The sequence below is a fragment of the Parvularcula maris genome, from assembly GCF_024505085.1.
GTDB lineage: Bacteria > Pseudomonadota > Alphaproteobacteria > Caulobacterales > Parvularculaceae > Parvularcula > Parvularcula maris.
Window position 1 is genome coordinate 161,190 of record NZ_JANIBC010000003.1, and the last position, 16,936, is coordinate 178,125.

Sequence of the window (16,936 nt, forward strand, 5' to 3'; positions counted from 1 at the left end):
GATGAAGGGGCCGGGCCTTTTGCGGCTCATCGCGGTGGTGCTGGCGCTGGTCCTGAGCGCCGTGCTCTTGGCCCCCGGCGTCCTGGGTGTGAGCGGCGAGCTGCCTTCCTGGCTGCTGCTCACGCCGATCTTCCTTCTCCTGGTCGCCAGCGTGCTTGCGTCGCGGGCGCGTTCTGCCAACATCAAGGGCGATGGCGAAGACGAAACCCAAGACCGAGACCGGCCGTGAGGCGCCGCCGCATTCAGCGCCGTCGCGTGGGCGCCTCGCTGAGCCGCATCCAAAGGGTGCGTCGCAAGAGGGGGTTTCTCAGGGGACGAAAGCTGCAGCTCCGGGCCAAGCTGTTTCGGGTGCTGTTGAGGCGGGTTACCCGCCGCCGCCGGTAGGGCGCGGCCCCGCCGTCGTCCGCCAGTTCGAACTGGTGGAGCTGGTCCGCGCCTACGACCCCGACCTCGACGAGGACCTTCTCAACAAGGCCTATGTCTATGCCTACCGGGCGCACGGCACCCAGCTTCGGGCATCGGGCGACCCCTATTTCAGCCACCCCGTCTCGGTGGCGGCCATCCTCGCCGAGATGAAGCTCGACCCCGTCACCGTGGCGGCGGGTCTGCTTCACGATGTGGTCGAGGACACCGACACCACGGTCGCCGACATCAAGCGCGAGTTCGGAGGCGAGATCGCGGGCCTCGTCGATGGCCTCACCAAGATCGCCAAGAAGGAGCTGCCCGCCGATGTGGACGGCGCGGCGGAGAACTTTGGCAAGTTCATCCTCGCCACCTGCAAGGATGTCCGTGTGCTGCTGGTCAAGCTGGCCGACCGGCTGCACAACATGCGCACGCTTCACCACATCAAGAAGCCGGAGAAGCGTCAGCGCATCGCCCTAGAGACGATGGAGATCTACGCGCCGCTCGCGCGGATCATCGGCATCGACAAGTTCCGCGAGGAGCTCGAAGACCTCAGCTTCTATTACTTACGTCCCGACGACTACAAGGCGATCACCGAGGGCCTGCAGCGCATGGTCGAGCGCTCGGTCTCCGACGTCGTCGCCTTGGCGCAGAACCTGCGCGCCGAGATCGCCAAGGCAGGCATCGACGCGGAGATCACCAGCCGCGAGAAGCGCGCTTTCTCCGTATGGAGAAAGATGCAGCGCAAGAAGCAGCTCTTCGAGGAGCTGGCCGACATCTACGCCTTCCGCGTCATCGTGCCGACGGTCGAGGACTGCTACAAAGCGGTGGGGGTTATCCACCAGAACTACCGCCTGATCCCCGGCGAGTTCGACGACTATATCTCGACGCCGAAGCCCAACAACTACCGCTCCATCCACACGGCGGTGCTTCTCTCCAAGAAGGAAGGCAGCCAGAAGGCGGAGATCCAGATCCGCACCAAGGAGATGCACGACGCCGCCGAGCGCGGCATCGCGGCCCATTGGAAGTACAAGGACCGTTCGGCACGTTCCTCCTCGGGCAGCGTGGAGCTTTCGGGGTCCGAGCACTATAACGACTATGAGTGGCTGCGCCGCACGGTGAGCTCGGTCGAGACGGGCAGCGGCGTGGCGGAGCTCCTGCGCACGGCCAAGCTCGAGTTCTACCGCGATCAGATCTTCTGCTTCACGCCGCGGGGCCGGGTGATCAGCCTGCCCGTGGGGGCCTCGCCTATCGACTTCGCCTATGCGCTGCATACGGATATTGGCGACAGCTACTCCGGCGCGAAGGTCAACGGCATCCTGCGGCCCAACCGCCACCAGCTTCGCAATGGCGACGTGGTTGAGGTGCTGCGGTCCAAGGACGCGCCGATCCCTCAAGGCTGGGAGGCCTATGCGGTGACCGGCTCGGCCAAGCTTCGTTTGCGCAAGCGGCTACGGGAGCTTGCTGCCAAGGAGCAGCATGCCCTCGGCCAGCGCATCCTGCGTGCCGGGTTCGAGACCCACGACGTTCCGTACTCGCCCGACGCGGTGAGGGAGGCCGCGAAACGGATGGGTTTCAGGGGGCTGAAGCCGCTTCTTGAGGCTGTCGGGCGTCTTGAAGTGTCCGACGTCGCGGTGATCGACGAGGTCTACCCCAACCTCCGGGCCACCCTGAAGGCCAACCGCAGGCCGGTGGAGCCCGGCCAGATGGTCAGCCCGCGCGCGGTGTCGATCGAGGGGATAGGCCGGGGCGCAGGCCTCATCTTCTGCGCCACCTGCCGCCCCTTGCCTGAGGAGCGGATCATCGGTGTGCGCTCCGATGACGAGCAGCATATCTGTGTGCACCGGATCGACTGTCCCAACCTCTCCGACGAGAGCGGCGACTGGATCGACCTTGCCTGGCGCAACGATCCGGAGGCGTCCTATGTGGTCGAGGTGGTGGTGACCGTGACCAACCGCACCGGCGCCATCGGCCATATCGGCTCGCTGCTGGCGAAATACGAGGCGGACATTCACGACCTCCATGTGGAGAACCGCGAGGTGCAGTTCTCGGACCTTCGGGTGGAGTTCGCGGTGCAGGACGCCAAGCACCTGGCCAATGTGATGACGGCGCTGCGCGGCTCGGACCTGGTGGTCGATGCCAGGCGCTCGGAAGGGATACGATGAACAAGGACGAGGTTCTCAGGATTTTCGAGGAGTGCGGTGCGCTGCTGAAGGGGCACTTCATCCTGTCCTCGGGCAGGCACGCCGACACCTATCTCAACAAGGCGCTGGTGAGCCGCTACCCCGAGCCTACCGAGAGGCTTGGCCGCGCTTTGGCGGAGATGATCGGTGGGCTGAAGGAGAAGCCGAGCGCTGTGGTGGCCCCTGCCATGGGGGCGATCCTGTTCGGCTATGAAACCGCGCGCGCCATGGACCTGCCCTTCATGTATACGGAGCGTGAGGGCGGCGAGTTCACCTTCCGCCGCGGCTTCGGCCTGGACAAGGGTCAGAAAGTCATCGTGGTCGAGGACATCGTCAGCACGGGTCTCTCCGCCCGCGAATGCGTTGAGGCTTGTCAGAAAGCGGGCGGCGAGGTGCTGGGCGTGGCGTGTCTTATCGACCGCTCGGGCGGCAAGGCGGAGCTCGGCGTGCCGCTTCTGCCGTTGGCGGAGCTCGACATCGCTACCTATGCGCCTGACGATCTACCCAAGCATTTGAAGGACACGCCTGCCGTCAAGCCCGGCAGCAGGGGCCTCGCATGACGGGCGAGGGCGGCAACCCCTGGGCCAAGACCGGGCTTCCGCGCTCGGAGGTTCTGAAGGACGGCAACCCCGCGCAAGACGCGCCGCCCTGCCGTCTGGGTGTGAACATCGACCACGTGGCGACGATCAGGAACGCCCGCGGCGGGCCTCACCCCGACCCGGTGCGTGCGGCCAAGCTGGCCGAAGCCTGCGGCGCCGACGGCATCACGGCGCATCTGCGCGAGGACCGCCGCCACATCCGCGACGAGGATATGGAGCGTCTGCGGGCGGAGCTCAGCATCCCCCTCAATTTCGAGATGGCTGCCACGCCGGAGATGGTCGAGATCGCGCTTAGGACGAAGCCTCACGCGGTCTGCCTAGTCCCAGAGCGGCGCATGGAGCGCACCACTGAAGGCGGCCTCGACCTCACCACCCACCATGCGAGCCTGGAACCTGCGATCAGACGGCTCTCGGACGTGGGCGCGCGCGTCTCGCTCTTCATCGACCCGGAGGAGGAGCAGATCAGGATGGCGGCGCAGCTCGGCGCCCCCGTGATCGAGCTTCACACCGGCACCTATGCCGAGGCGGCCCTCGCCACTGACAAGAAGGCCCTGACCGAGACGCACACGGCGCTGCGCGAGGGGGCGGAGCTTGCGGAAAGTCTTGGCCTCGAAGTCCACGCAGGCCACGGCCTCACTTTCTGGAACGTCCAAAACATCGCCGCAATTCCCGAGGTGCGGGAGCTGAATATCGGGCACTTCCTGATCGGCGAAGCGGTGTTCATGGGTCTCGACGGCGCGATCCGGGAGATGCGGAAGCTGATCGCGGATGCTCGGACGGGGATGCTGCTTTAGCTTCTTCCCCTCTCCCCAAATCAATAGATTTGGACCTCTCCCCAGGGAGAGGTTTTGCGTGCTGCTCTAACCACTTGCGCTTTCCCTCTCCCTTGGGAGAGGTCGACATCTTCGATGTCGGGAGAGGGGCATGGCTTCTCAGTTGGAATTTGCGCGGAAGCTCAGGCGAAAGCAGACCGATGCCGAGCGGAAGATCTGGGCGCAGCTTCGCCGCAATCAGACAGGGGTGAAGTTCAAACGTCAGGTGCCGGTGGGACCTTTCATCGTCGATTTTGCATGTGAGACATTGAAAATCGCGGTCGAGGTCGATGGCTCGCAACATGCCGAGGAACGGGCGGACTACGACCGGCAGCGGACCAGATGGCTGGAAGAACGAGACTGGACCGTTGTCCGTGTTTGGAACCGCGAGGCGCTGCTGAATACGGAAGGCGTCATGGAGGGGATCAGAGTTCTCGTGGCCGATCTTCTGCCCCTCTCCCCAAACTACTGCCGTAGTTTGGACCTCTCCCGAGGGAGAGGTTGTGGCGCCCCACCTCTCCCTCGGGAGAGGTCCAAATCTCAGATTTGGGGAGAGGGAAACCCTCAATGATCATCGGCATCGGCTCCGACCTCATCGACATCCGCCGCGTTGAGAAGACTCTGGAGAAGCACGGCGAGCGCTTCACCCATCGCTGCTTCACCGAAATCGAGCGCATCAAATCCGACCGCCGCCGCAACCGGGCCGCGAGTTATGCCAAGCGGTTCGCCGCCAAGGAGGCGACGGCCAAGGCGCTGGGCACCGGGCTCAGCCAGGGGGTGTTCTGGCGGGACATGGGGGTGGTGAACCTGCCGAGCGGTGCCCCGACCATGAACCTGACGAACGGCGCCGCGGAAAGGCTGGCTGTCCTGACGCCGCCGGGGCACGAAATCCAGGTGCACCTGACGATAACCGACGACTTCCCGCTGGCGCAGGCTTTTGTCATCCTCTACGCGGTAAGGCAGGGCAGCCAAGAGATAGGATAGCCGATGTCGGAAGCTTCAGAGACGCGCTCCATGGGTGCGCTGGCCGAGGAAGCCTGGGATGTGTCCAAGACGGTGGTGATCGCTGTGGGCATCACCCTGTTCGTGCGTTTCTTCTTCATCCAGCCTTTCAACATCCCCTCCGCGTCGATGGAGCCGACCCTGATGACCGGGGATTTCATCCTCGTGGACAAGATCGACTACGGCTACTCCAAGGCGTCGCTTATCTATCCCCTGACGCGCATGCCCACCGAGGGGCGGGTCTTCTCCGACATGCCGGAGCGGGGCGAGGTGGCGGTGTTCAAGAACGCCCGCGACAAGAACAAGGACTACGTCAAGCGTATCGTCGGCGTGCCTGGCGACACGGTCCAGGTGATCGGCGGCGTCCTCCACATCAACGGCCAGGCGGTGGAGCGCGAGCTGATCGAGAGCCGCGAGACCACCTGTTCCGACCGTGACCTCTCGGCCAGGCGCTACCGGGAGACCATGCCGGACGGCGGCCCGACCTATATCGTCCAGGAGTGCGACGGCAACCGGGGCGATCTCGACAACACCCCGCCCAAGCGCGTGCCCGAGGGCTTCTACTTCATGATGGGCGACAATCGCGACGAGAGCGCCGACAGCCGCACGCCCATGGTGCAACTCGTGCCCCATGACGCGCTGGTGGGCCGCGCCCGCCGGGTGGCATTTTCGGTTGACGGCGGGCGCGCGAAGTTCTGGGAAGTCTGGAAATGGCCGGTCGCCGTGCGCTACGGCAGGATCGGCGACAAGGTCGAATAGAAGTCAAAAGGTTTCCCATGGGCGCAAGCCGTTCCTTCGAGGACGTAGAGAAGGCCTGCGGCCATAGCTTTAAGAATCGGGACCTGCTGAAGCGGGCGCTTACCCATTCCAGCGTCTCCTCCGAGAACGCCGCCGATCTGGAGCGGCTGGAGTTCCTGGGCGATCGGGTGCTGGGCCTTCTGACGGCGGAGGCGCTCTGGCGCCGCTATCCCGAGATGAGCGAGGGCGAGCTCGCACCGCGCCTCAACCAGCTCGTGCGCAAGGAGACCTGCGCCGAGGCCGCCCGCTTCTTCGACCTCGGCAACGCGCTGACCATGTCGGCTGGAGAAGAGAACAATGGCGGGCGCGACCGCGACGCCATCCTCGGCGATGTCATGGAGGCGCTCCTCGGCGCGCTCTATGTCGATGGCGGGCTGGAGAAGGCGCGCGCGGCCTACGACCTTTTCTGGGGCGAGCGCTTCGATGCCATCGCCGCCGAGCACCGCGACGCCAAGACCGAGCTTCAGGAGTGGGCGCAGAGCGCGGGCCACGGCACGCCCTCCTACGCCGATGTGGACCGCACCGGCCCCGACCACGCCCCGGAGTTCACCGTCGAGGTCCGCGTCGGCAAGCTGAGACCGGAGCAGGCCAAGGGCTGCTCCAAGCGCGATGCGCAGACCGAGGCGGCGCTGGTGCTTCTGCGGCGCGAGGGAGTGTGGTCCGGTGACTGATCAGCGCTGCGGCGTCGTCGCGGTGCTTGGCGCACCGAACGCGGGCAAGTCCACCTTCGTCAACCACATGGTCGGCGCCAAGGTCTCGATCGTCACCCACAAGGTCCAGACCACCCGTGCACGGATCAGGGGCGTGGCGATGCATGACGAGACGCAAGTGGTCTATGTGGACACACCCGGCATCTTCAACCCCAAGCGGGGGCTCGACAAGGCCATGGTCACCGCCGCCTGGGACGCGGTGGAGGGCTCGGACGTCCTCCTCCTCCTGGTGGATGCACCTGCCTATCTCTCCACCATGAACGAGGACGCGAGCGGGGCGGCCATGAAGGCGGCCGAGGACACCGACCGCATCATCGAGGGGCTGAAGCAGGGCGGGCGGCGCGCTGTCCTTGTACTGAACAAGATCGACCGCATGCCCCGGCCGCCGCTCCTTCATCTGGCCGAGAGCCTGAACGGGGAGGGGGTCTTCGACGAGACCTTCATGATCTCTGCCAAGAAGGGTCTGGGGACGGAGGGGCTACGCGACTTCCTGGTCGGCAAGATGCCGGAAGGATCTTATCTCTACCCTGAAGATCAGCTCTCGGACATCAACGACCGCATGATGGCGGCTGAGGTGACGCGAGAGAAGCTGTTCCTGCGCCTCCATGAGGAGATTCCCTACTCGCTGACGGTGGAGACCGACCAGTGGGACCGCACCGGCAAGGGCGAGCTTAGGATCGAGCAGACGATCTATGTCGAGCGCGACAGCCAGAAGAAGCTGGTGCTCGGCCATAAGGGCCGCTCCATCGCCGCCGTGGGCAAGGCTGCGCGGGAGGAGCTGCAGGAGCTGCTCGGCGAGACGGTGCACCTCTTCCTCTACGTGAAGGTCCGCGAGAAGTGGGCCGACGAGCGCGAGCGCCTGCGGAACATGGGGCTCGATGTTTGAGGTTTATCCTGTCTACCTCTCCCGCCTGCGGGAGAGGTCAAAACCTGACGAAGACAGGTTTTGGGTGAGGGGATCGGCGAAGCCGTACTGCTCCATCTGCTGCTGCCGCAGCCTCAGTCTTCTCCGGTTCGAAAGGGTCCCTCAAACTTTTTCGTTTGCTGTGCAAACCACCTGCGAAGCCCCCTCACCCTCGGTCCCTCTCCCCCTCGGGGAGAGGGAGGCGGTACAATCTAGCTTCGCGCCTTTATGACCTGGCGCGACCAGGCCATCGTCCTCACGAGCCGCGCCCAGGGTGAGAACCACAGCCTGCTGACGGTTTTCGCAGAGGAGCACGGACGAACCTCCGCGCTGGTCTATGGCGGGCAGGGGAAGAACAAGGCCGCCATGCTGCAGACCGGCAACGGAGTCGAGGTCCGCTGGCAGGGTAAGACGGTCGACAGCCTGGGGCATTTCGACTGCGATCTTACCGCGCCGCGTGCCTCCTCCGTGTTTGGCGACCGTAAGGCCCTTAGCGCCATGACTGCCACGGCGGAGACGCTGCTGCATGTGCTGCCCGAGGGTGAGGGACTGCCCGGCCTTTTCGCTGCGACCGAGGTGCTGTTCGAAGCCTTCGCCCAGGAAGGCATCTGGCCCGTTATCCTGGCCAAGTGGGAGCTGGGGCTGCTCTCTTCCCTCGGTCATGGCCTGACCCTCGACCGCTGCGTGGCGACGGACCGGCTTTTGGAGGACGGGGCGGAGCTCTGCTTTGTCAGCCCGAAATCCGGCGGGGCCGTCTCCTATGAGGCAGGCATGCCGTATAAGGACAAGCTCCTGCCCCTGCCGCCCTTCCTCATCGGCATGGGCGAGCCCACGATGGGTGATGTGAAGGCAGCGCTCGAGCTGACGGGGTTCTTTTTGGCCGAGCGGCTGCTCCATCCTATCGGGCGGCAGTTGCCCGAGGCGCGGGCTGGTTTGGTGCGGCGGCTTTAGAATGGTGGAAGATTCTGAACTGAGCAAAAGCGAGGCAGGCACGATTTCATCGATCATGCTTGGGCTTTCCCTACTGGTAGTCTTGCTACTGGTTGGTCTCACATGTGTTATCGTCTGGGCGGGATGGACCGAGAAATCGTTCATCCTGACCACTGGTCTGGCAAGCTTTGGTTGGATGGGGCTGAAGATCGCGAAGACATACTTCGCCAACCTATCGGCTAATCTGAGGACTGACCTCCGCAATTTCGATGGAGAGGACCGGAACTCCGAAGCGGAAGACAGCGAGTTAGACCTGCGTTCTCCGCGCACCTACGTACTGTTGCTAGTCGGTGGACTGTTCCCAGCGTTGTTTTGGTACGGTGTTGGATATGGCTTAGGTGCGCTATTCCGCTGACTACCGGTGTAGTAACGGATGAAACGTGCCATCCACTCCCAAATCCGCTAAACCCCCGCCCCATGCTCAAGATCGGCCCTCACACCGTGGACACGAAGGTCTTTCTGGCCCCCATGTCGGGGATCAGCGATCTGCCCTACCGGCAGGAGGCGGAAGGCTGGGGCTGCCAGTATGTCGTCTCGGAGATGGTGGCCTCCGAAGAGCTCTCGCGCGGGCGGCCCGACGTGGTCCTGCGCGCGGCCATGGAGGGGACATCCGGTCTCAAGGTCATGCAGCTCGCCGGGCGCGAGGCGCGCTGGATGGCGGAGGGCGCCAGGATCGCCGAGGCCCAGGGCGCGGACATCATCGACATGAATATGGGCTGCCCGGCCCGCAAGGTGACGGGGCTCGCCTCGGGCTCGGCGCTGATGCGCGATCTCGACCACGCCGAGGCCCTGATCCGCGCCGCCGTCAATGCGGTCGCCGTGCCGGTGACGCTCAAGATGCGCCTTGGCTGGGACTGGCAGAGCCTCAACGCTGCTGAACTAGCCGAAAGGGCCGAAGCGGCGGGGGTGAAGATGCTCACCGTCCACGGCCGCACGCGCTGCGACTTCTACAAGGGCACCGCGAACTGGCAGGCCGTGCGCGCGGTGAAGGAGGCGACTTCCCTGCCGCTCATCGTCAATGGAGACATCGTGGACGCAGCCTCGGCAAGAGCCGCGCTGGCGCAGTCCGGCGCCGACGGGGTGATGGTCGGGCGGGCCGCCGTGGGAAGGCCCTGGTTGCCCGTCGCCATCGACCGTGCCTTGAGAGAGGGGAGCGAACTCGTGCCCCCGCCGCTGGAGGATCGCGCCGCATCTGCCGTCAGGCACTATGAAAACACCGTTAGGTTGTACCAGGAAGGGCACGGCGAGAGCGCGGAGATGGGGCTGGCGCTCGGCATCCGCATGGCCCGCAAACACCTCGCCGCCTACGCAGACAGCCTGACCGAGCTGCCCCTACCGGCTAGAAAACAAGCGAAAAACAGGCTCTGCACGCTGACCGACCCGGCAGCGGTTACGGCCGAGCTGCGCCAGCTTTTCGCGCTTGCGCCAGAGAAACTCGCGGCGTGACGTGGCGCGGTTCCGAGACAGCGTTAACACTTGCGTGAGCCTCACGAATATGCGAGGTACAAAGTCACAGGGAAATGGCAGGTGCGAAGCCAACGCGCTGACAGTGAGAAGGGCGGGATGACGATGGGGCAGTCGTCTCCCGCCCGACTTCTTTCCTGGCTCCTCATCCTTCTCCTATCGGTGTCCGGGGCAACGGTGGCCTGGGTCTTCTTCGCGCAGTATCTGCAGGCGGAGAGGATCGGCGGAGTGCCGGTCCCCCTGCCTGTCGCCTTCGCGATCATGAGCGGCGTTGCACTTCTCCTGACACTCCTGGTGCTGGGGCGGCTGTGGGATCTCTTCCGCCTGCAAAGGCAGAAGCTGTCCGGCGCCAAGATGCACCGCCGTCTTGCCGGGCTGTTGTCGCTCGTGGCGCTGGCGCCGGCGGCGGTGGCCTTCACCCTGACCGGCGGCCTGATCACGACCCTGGTGGACGAGATCTTCGTCGAGCGGATCGACGACAGCACCAAGGTGGCGAGGAACCTCGCCAACTCCTACGCCTACATAGTTGGCCAGCAGATGAGCCAGAACCTCCTCCTCATGGAAGGGGATCTGATGAGAGCGGCGCGGACTGGGGTATCACCGGGAAGTGCGCCTATCGGATATCGACGCTTTCTCACCGGGCTCAATGAGATCTACCAGTTCAGCGCGCTCACCCATATAGACCCTACCGGTCGGATCATTGCCTCCGTAGGCGGATCATTGCCACCTCAGCCTATCCCGCCACGGAGCCAGTTTCAGGTTCGAACCAACGAGAACGGCGAGGTCATCGCAAAGTTCAACTCGGTCGACCCGCGCACGGTGGATATCTACTATGCTGTCAGGCCTCTTGAAGGCGGCGCTGCTGGCTATCTCATCGGCTATCGCCGGGAAGGAACCCAGATCGCAGCCCAACTGACGGCTGTGGTGGGCCTGCGCGACCAGAACCGGGTCTTCCAGGAGCGGATCGGCGGCCTGCGCCAGGCGGCGAATATCGGCTTCCTTCTGCTCTCCATCGTGCTGCTCCTCGGCGCCGCCTGGGTCGGTCTTCTGGTGGCGGGCGCCATCGTCGATCCGATCCGCAGGCTGGCGACTGCCGCCGACCGGGTCTCCTCGGGCGATCTTGCCAGCCGGGTCGATGTGCGCAGGCGCGACGGCGAGCTTGGTGAGCTCGGCTACGCCTTCAACGACATGACCAAGCGGCTCGCCGCCCAGCGCGACGACCTCATCGCTGCCGGTGAGGAGGCGGAGAGCCGCCGCCGCTTCATGGAGACCATGCTCGGCGCCATCCCTGCAGGTGTCATCAGCGTGGACCGCGAGGGGACGATCCGCCTCTCCAACATCTCGGCGGAGCAGATTCTCGGCGAGACCCATGAGGAGCTTCTGGGCAGGTCGCTGACCGACGTCATGCCCAAGCTGCGGCGCAGCTTCGAGCTGGCGCGGCTGACCGGGCGGGGCATCCGCGAGAATGTCGAGCGGGGCACGGGCGGTGACGTCCGCTCTCTGGTCGTGGAGATCTCCCCCGAGCCGGCCAAGGGGGAGGAGACCAGCGGCTTCGTGGTCACCATCGACGACATCTCCGACCTCGTCACGGCGCAGCGTACCGCCGCCTGGGCCGATGTTGCCCGCCGCATCGCCCATGAGATCAAGAACCCGCTCACCCCCATTCAGCTCTCCGCCGAACGGCTCAAGCGCCGCTACGCCAACACCCTGGAGGGGCGCGACAAGGAGATCTTCGATCAGTGCACCACCGCCATCGTCAAGCATGTGGGCGATATCGGCCGTATGGTGACCGAGTTCTCGAGCTTCGCGCGGATGCCCGAGCCGATCATGGCCGAGCACGATCTGCGCGAGGTGGCGCGAGAGGCGCTCTTCCCCTTCACCGTAGCCCACCCGCAGATCACCTTCGAGAGCCTCATGCCTGAGGAGGCGGTGCCGGTCCTGTGTGATGCCCGCCTGATGGTGCAGGCGCTCACCAACCTCATCAAGAACGCTGCCGAATCGATCACCGAGGACGGGCGCGCTTTGGAGGGCCGAATCGAGGTCGAGGTGGTGCGCGAGCGCGCTGGCGCTCGGGTAGAGGTGCGCGATAACGGGCGCGGCCTGCCGCAGGAGCAGCGCCACCGCCTGACCGAGCCCTACATGACCACGCGGGAGAAAGGCACGGGGCTGGGCCTCGCCATCGTGCGCAAGGCCATCGAGGATCACGACGGCAGTTTCTCGATCACCGACCGGGAGGGCGGGGGCGCTGCCGCGACACTCTTCCTACCCGCCTTGCCAATACGCCTAGACCCTGGCCAAACAGGGGAGCACGAGACGCAAGGTAAGGCGGAGAAAGAGCTGCTGCATGGCGATTGACGTTCTCATCGTCGACGACGAGCCGGATATCCGGGAGCTGATCGCGGGTATCTTCGAGGATGAGGGCTATGTGCCCCATACCGCCGCGAACAGCGACGACGCCTTCACCGCCGTGGCGCAACGGCCCCCGGCGCTGGTGATTCTCGACATCTGGCTGCAGGGCTCGCGCCTCGACGGGCTGGGCGTACTGGACGAGCTGCGCTCGCTTCACCCCTCTCTACCCATCGTCATCATCTCGGGCCACGGCACCATTGAGACCGCCATCGCCGCGATCAAGAAGGGGGCCTACGACTTCCTCGAGAAGCCCCTCTCGGCGGACCGGCTGGTCCTCACCGCTCAGCGCGCCCTGGAGCGTGCCCATCTTCAGCGCGAGAACAGCGTGCTGCGTGAGAAGAGCCGCGAGCTCTCCCTGATCGGCAAGAGCCCGGTCATGGCGCAGCTCCGCTCGTCCATCGACAAGGTGGCCCAGGCCAAGAGCCGGGTGCTGATCGAGGGTCCGGTGGGCTCGGGGCGCGAGCTCGTCGCGCGCACCATTCACGCCCAGTCCGACCGTGCGGACAGGCCCTTCATCGTCGTCGCGGCCTCCGCTATCGAGCCTGAGAAGATGGAGGAGGCCCTGTTCGGCATCGAGGGGGAGGACGGTCGCCCACGCAATATCGGCCTGATGGAGCAGGCCCATGGCGGCACGCTTCTCTTTCAGGAAGTCGGCGACATGCCGCTGGAGACCCAGAGCAAGATCCTGCGCGTGCTGATCGACCAGTCCTTCCGGCGCGTTGGCGGCAGCGTACCGGTGAATGTCGATGTACGGATCATCTCGACCACGTCGGAGGACCTTCTCGAAAGCTCCGAGGTCGGTATGTTCCGCAAGGACCTCTACCACCGCCTCTCCGTGGTGAACCTGTCCACGCCTTCGCTCGGCTCGCGCCGCGAGGATATACCGGACCTCGCCACCTACTTCCTCGGGCAGCTTTCCGAGAACGGACGGAACCGCCCGCTGACCCTCAGCCCCGAGGCCATGGCTGCGCTTCAGGCCTATAACTGGCCCGGCAACGTCCGCCAGCTCCGCAACGTCCTCGAGCGGACGATGATCATGGTGAGCCGCGGCGAGGAGGGCCAGATCGCCGTCGAGCACCTGCCCGACGAGGTGATCGGCGCGGGGCCGACCCTGCCCGCCGGCCCCGAGATGGAGCAGATCATCGCGCTTCCCCTGCGCGAGGCCCGCGAGCGGTTCGAGCGCGAGTACCTTCTCGCTCAGATCGCTCGTTTCGGCGGCAATATCTCGAAGACGGCGGGCTTCGTCGGCATGGAGCGCTCGGCCCTCCACCGCAAGCTCAAGGCCCTCGGCATCGGCACCAAGGATGCCGTTCGCGAGAGGGGAGCGGACTGATCGTCTGCTGGCACTCTCATCTCTCCTGCGGGGAGAGGTAGGTGCAGAGCAGCTTCTCGAGGTGTTCAAACTGACGCGCAACTGAACCCGTCCCCTCCTTGGCAATCCGCCGCCGAACGCCCATAGGCAGTCGCCGCGGCCATCAAGTCGCTGACGGAACGAAGGCGATGGCCATGGCACGAGATGCGACCAACAGAGCTGATCTGCGGCCCGCAGGAATCAGGCGGGCGGAGTTCATCGCCCTCGTGGCCTCGCTCATGGCCCTCAACGCCCTCGCCATCGACGTGGTGCTGCCCGCCTATCCCGAGATCGCCAGCGCGTTCTCGCTCGATAGCGACGCCGATGCGGGTCAGGTGCTGGTCACCTATATTCTAGGCTTTGGCCTGGGGCAGCTTCTGTTCGGTCCGATCACGGACAGGTTCGGCAGGCGCGGCCCGCTCATGGCCGGGGTGGCGATCTATATCGCCGCGGCTCTCCTCTCCCCGCTCATGCCGAGCTTCGCACTGCTTCTGGGGCTGCGCTTCCTTCAAGGCATCGGGGCGGCGGCCACGCGGGTGATCGCCGTCGCCATCGTTCGCGACACCATGAAGGGCCGGGCCATGGCTTCGCTGATGAGCCTCGTCATGATGGTCTTCATGGTAGTGCCCATCCTCGCTCCCATGGCGGGGGAGGGTATCCTGCGGCTGACGAGTTGGCAGGGCATCTTCTACGCCATGGCGGTCCTCTGCGCAGTGGTGGCGGTGTGGTTCAGCCTGAGGCTTCCGGAGACCCTGCCCGCGGAGCGCCGAAGGCCGCTCACCATGCGTTCGACCATCGAGGCCGTCCGGCTGATCGCGAGGACCAGGGTCGCCCTCTTCTACGGGCTGGCGACCGGCTTCATCTACAGCGCGCTCTTCGCCTTTCTCACCCTCGCCCAGCCCCTCTTCGTCGGGGTGTACGGCTATGAGGACAGCTTCACCTTCGCCTTTGCAGGAGTGGCGGCGCTGATGGGCGCGACCTCGCTCGCCAACAGCCGCCTGGTGACGAGGCTGGGGGCGCGGCGGCTCAGCCATACGGCGCTGACCGGCTTCCTGCTTGTGGCCTCGGCCCTCGGGATCCTGTCGCTTGGCGGCAACCCGCCCTTCTGGGTGTTCTTCGGAGCGGTGTGCCTCGTCATGCCGCTGTTCGGTCTGATCGGCGCCAACATGAACGCCATCGCCATGGAGCCTGTCGGCGAGGTGGCGGGGTCGGCCTCCGCCATCCTCGGCTTCCTCCAGTCGGTGCTCGCCGGCCTCTTAGGGGCGGGGGTCGCGGCGCTGTTTGGCGGCGAGGTCTGGGTGTTCGCAGCCGGTCTAGCGGCGGCGAGCCTTCTCTCGCTGCTCACCGTCGGGTTGGCGGAGAGGGGGCGCCTCTTCCGCGCGCCCGCCAGCGCTGCGTAGACGGAGCGCCGTCAGCCCAGCAGCTTCTCCGCGAAGTGGTCGAAGACGTGGTAGGAGCGGTCGCGGGCGAAGGGGTCGAAGACCAGCCCCATATCCTTGTCGTTCGCGCCCTCATTGGTGAAGGCGTGGGCGACGCCGCCGAAGGTGTAGAGCTGCCACCTCGCGCCCCGCTCGGTCATCTCCTCACCGAACGCCTTGAGGTCGTCAGGCCCCGCCATGGGGTCGTCGAAGCCCTGGAAAGCGATCACCTCGGGCATGATCTTGCTCCCGTCGGAGGGCTTGCCCGGCTTGCCCAGGATCGCGTGGAACGCGCCCGCGCCCGCGATGTCCGCATTGCTGCGCGCCATATCGAGGACGCAGAGCCCGCCGAAGCAGAAGCCCGCCGCCACGACCTTCAGCCCGGCTGCCTCCGGCTCGCCCTTCAGCGCGTCCAGGGAGGCGCGGAGGCGGGTCTGCAGGCGGTCGCGGTCCTCGACCAGCGGTGTCATGAGCTTTTGGTTCTCCTCCACCGAGCTGCCGCGCACGCCCTTGCCGTAGACGTCGCCCGCCATGGCGGCGTAGCCCATGCCGGCCAACCGCTCGGCGAAGGCCTCCTCGTGCTCCGCCCGGCCCGACCAGGCGTGACAGACGAGGACGGCGCCTTTGGGCTTGCCTTCGGGCAGGAAGAGCTTGCCTTCGAAGACCTCTCCTTCGGTGTTCCATTCGATCAGGCGCTGGGTGGTCATGGTAGCGGTTCTCCTCGCTCGGTGCTGGAGGGGACCTACTGCTCCGTCACCCAGGGGCAAACAGTTCGAGCAGTTCCGCCGTGTAGGTCAGAGCGATGGCGGCGCAGAGGAAGGGGCCGAAGCGAAGCTCGGCGGAGAGCGCCCGTTCCTTGCGCCCGCCCACCATCTGGAAGAGCGCGAAGAGAAGGCCGGTGACGCTGGCGATGAGGAGCAGCGCGGGCAGGGCGACGGCTCCGCACCACGCGCCCCCCGCTGCGACGAGCTTCACGTCCCCGCCGCCCAAACCCTCTCTTCCGCGGAAGAGGCGGTAGGCGAAGGCCAGAAGCCAGAGGCCCCCTCCGCCGACCAGAGCGCCGATGAAAGACTGCACGGGCGAGGGCGTGAAGGGGGCGAAGGAGAACCCGAGCCCCAGGGCCAGCAGGGGGAGGGTCAGCCTGTCGGGGAGGAACCCGGTTTCCGCGTCGATCACGGTCAGAGCGAGCAGCATGAAGAACAAGATGCCGATGGCGGCCAAAGCGAGGGCGGAGGGAGCGAGGTAGACGGTTGCGACACCGAGCAGGCTGCCTCCTATCTCCACCAAGAGATGCCGGATACCGATCTCGGCCCCGCATGTCCGGCATCGTCCTCGGAGGAGGATGTAGGAGAGAACAGGGATGAGATCGAAGGGCCGCAGCCTGCGTCCGCAGGCCTCGCACTGGGAGGGCGGGTAGGCGAGACCGCTCGGCCGCCCCTCGGCTTCGACCAGGCCCGCCGATCGCGGCAGGCGGCTGATGACGACGTTGAGGAAGCTGCCGAGAAGAGCGCCTACCAGCAACGCGGCGCCGTAAAGGACCCAGTCAGCCAACGAAGAAGCCCCTTTCCGATCGGCCCCGCGATCCGTCATGGATCCTAGAAGGGCAACACGAACCAACGTCCGCCGGATGCCCCGCCGCTACGCGAGCCTCTTGCTTTAGAGGCTTCGCCCTACGGTAGGATCAAGGGAAAAGGGTAAACCGTTTCAGTTCTTGGCCCTGACACGGGGGGTGAAGCTGTTGGTACTGGAGACGGAGAAGGCGATTGTCTCCTGTACAAACGCCGCTGCCCCCTCCGCCCTTCGGGCACCTCCCCCGCCACTGCCGTGGCCTTCTCCGCCTAGAAAAGGTCCCCCGGACCTTTTCTTTCGCTTGCAGCGAACCGGCTACGAAGTA

General features: G+C 65.5%; 17 protein-coding genes. 15 read left to right on the forward strand and 2 right to left on the reverse strand.

Annotation, left to right across the window (positions count from 1 at the left end; translation table 11 throughout):
- Position 1 precedes the first annotated feature (1 nt).
- From NOG11_RS06485 to NOG11_RS06555, 15 genes are all read left to right on the forward strand, one after another.
- The gene (locus NOG11_RS06485; protein WP_256618894.1) at positions 2-229 is read left to right on the forward strand and encodes a hypothetical protein; all 228 of its coding nucleotides are present in this window, start codon (positions 2-4) and stop codon (positions 227-229) included.
- Positions 192-2,567 carry a RelA/SpoT family protein gene (locus NOG11_RS06490; RefSeq protein WP_256618895.1) on the forward strand — a complete coding sequence of 792 codons (2,376 nt, stop codon included), beginning with the start codon at positions 192-194 and terminating at the stop codon, positions 2,565-2,567. Before NOG11_RS06485 ends, NOG11_RS06490 begins: the two co-directional genes overlap by 38 nt.
- Entirely contained in the window at positions 2,564-3,145 is a 582-nt protein-coding gene (gene pyrE, locus NOG11_RS06495) for an orotate phosphoribosyltransferase (RefSeq protein WP_256618896.1), read from the forward strand. The genes NOG11_RS06490 and pyrE overlap by 4 nt, the downstream gene beginning before the upstream one ends.
- Complete coding sequence (locus tag NOG11_RS06500) at positions 3,142-3,978, forward strand: pyridoxine 5'-phosphate synthase (RefSeq protein WP_256618897.1); 837 nt, start codon at positions 3,142-3,144, stop codon at positions 3,976-3,978. Before pyrE ends, NOG11_RS06500 begins: the two co-directional genes overlap by 4 nt.
- 130 nt (positions 3,979-4,108) lie before the next feature.
- The gene (locus NOG11_RS06505; RefSeq protein WP_256618898.1) at positions 4,109-4,567 is read left to right on the forward strand and encodes an endonuclease domain-containing protein; all 459 of its coding nucleotides are present in this window, start codon (positions 4,109-4,111) and stop codon (positions 4,565-4,567) included.
- Positions 4,564-4,980 (forward strand): holo-ACP synthase, encoded by a 417-nt coding sequence (acpS, locus tag NOG11_RS06510; protein ID WP_256618899.1) that lies wholly within the window; start codon positions 4,564-4,566, stop codon positions 4,978-4,980. Before NOG11_RS06505 ends, acpS begins: the two co-directional genes overlap by 4 nt.
- Positions 4,981-4,983: 3 nt before the next feature.
- Positions 4,984-5,757: a signal peptidase I gene (lepB, locus tag NOG11_RS06515; protein WP_256618900.1), complete on the forward strand. Its 774-nt coding sequence runs from the start codon at positions 4,984-4,986 to the stop codon at positions 5,755-5,757.
- Positions 5,758-5,774: 17 nt separating this feature from the next.
- A complete protein-coding gene (gene rnc, locus NOG11_RS06520; protein WP_256618901.1) occupies positions 5,775-6,467 on the forward strand; it encodes a ribonuclease III in 693 nt (230 codons plus the stop codon).
- Positions 6,406-7,392, forward strand: a complete 987-nt coding sequence (gene era, locus NOG11_RS06525; protein WP_305888952.1) for a GTPase Era — start codon at positions 6,406-6,408, stop codon at positions 7,390-7,392. Before rnc ends, era begins: the two co-directional genes overlap by 62 nt.
- Before the next feature lie 246 nt (positions 7,393-7,638).
- Positions 7,639-8,361, forward strand: a complete 723-nt coding sequence (gene recO / locus NOG11_RS06530; RefSeq protein WP_256618903.1) for a DNA repair protein RecO — start codon at positions 7,639-7,641, stop codon at positions 8,359-8,361.
- A gap of 1 nt (position 8,362) precedes the next feature.
- Positions 8,363-8,755 carry a hypothetical protein gene (locus tag NOG11_RS06535; RefSeq protein ID WP_256618904.1) on the forward strand — a complete coding sequence of 131 codons (393 nt, stop codon included), beginning with the start codon at positions 8,363-8,365 and terminating at the stop codon, positions 8,753-8,755.
- Positions 8,756-8,817: 62 nt separating this feature from the next.
- A complete protein-coding gene (gene dusB, locus NOG11_RS06540; protein ID WP_256618905.1) occupies positions 8,818-9,846 on the forward strand; it encodes a tRNA dihydrouridine synthase DusB in 1,029 nt (342 codons plus the stop codon).
- A gap of 81 nt (positions 9,847-9,927) precedes the next feature.
- Positions 9,928-12,219 carry a sensor histidine kinase gene (locus NOG11_RS06545; RefSeq protein ID WP_256618906.1) on the forward strand — a complete coding sequence of 764 codons (2,292 nt, stop codon included), beginning with the start codon at positions 9,928-9,930 and terminating at the stop codon, positions 12,217-12,219.
- Entirely contained in the window at positions 12,209-13,606 is a 1,398-nt protein-coding gene (gene ntrX / locus NOG11_RS06550; RefSeq protein ID WP_256618907.1) for a nitrogen assimilation response regulator NtrX, read from the forward strand. The genes NOG11_RS06545 and ntrX overlap by 11 nt, the downstream gene beginning before the upstream one ends.
- Positions 13,607-13,779: 173 nt before the next feature.
- The gene (locus tag NOG11_RS06555; protein WP_256618908.1) at positions 13,780-15,024 is read left to right on the forward strand and encodes a multidrug effflux MFS transporter; all 1,245 of its coding nucleotides are present in this window, start codon (positions 13,780-13,782) and stop codon (positions 15,022-15,024) included.
- 11 nt (positions 15,025-15,035) lie between these two features.
- Here the strand turns inward: NOG11_RS06555 and NOG11_RS06560 are convergent, their stop codons facing one another.
- Both NOG11_RS06560 and NOG11_RS06565 read right to left on the reverse strand, forming a co-directional pair.
- Complete coding sequence (locus NOG11_RS06560; protein ID WP_256618909.1) at positions 15,036-15,749, reverse strand: dienelactone hydrolase family protein; 714 nt, start codon at positions 15,747-15,749, stop codon at positions 15,036-15,038.
- Between the two features lie 46 nt (positions 15,750-15,795).
- Entirely contained in the window at positions 15,796-16,593 is a 798-nt protein-coding gene (locus tag NOG11_RS06565) for a prepilin peptidase (protein WP_256618910.1), read from the reverse strand.
- Between the last annotated feature and the right edge of the window lie 343 nt (positions 16,594-16,936).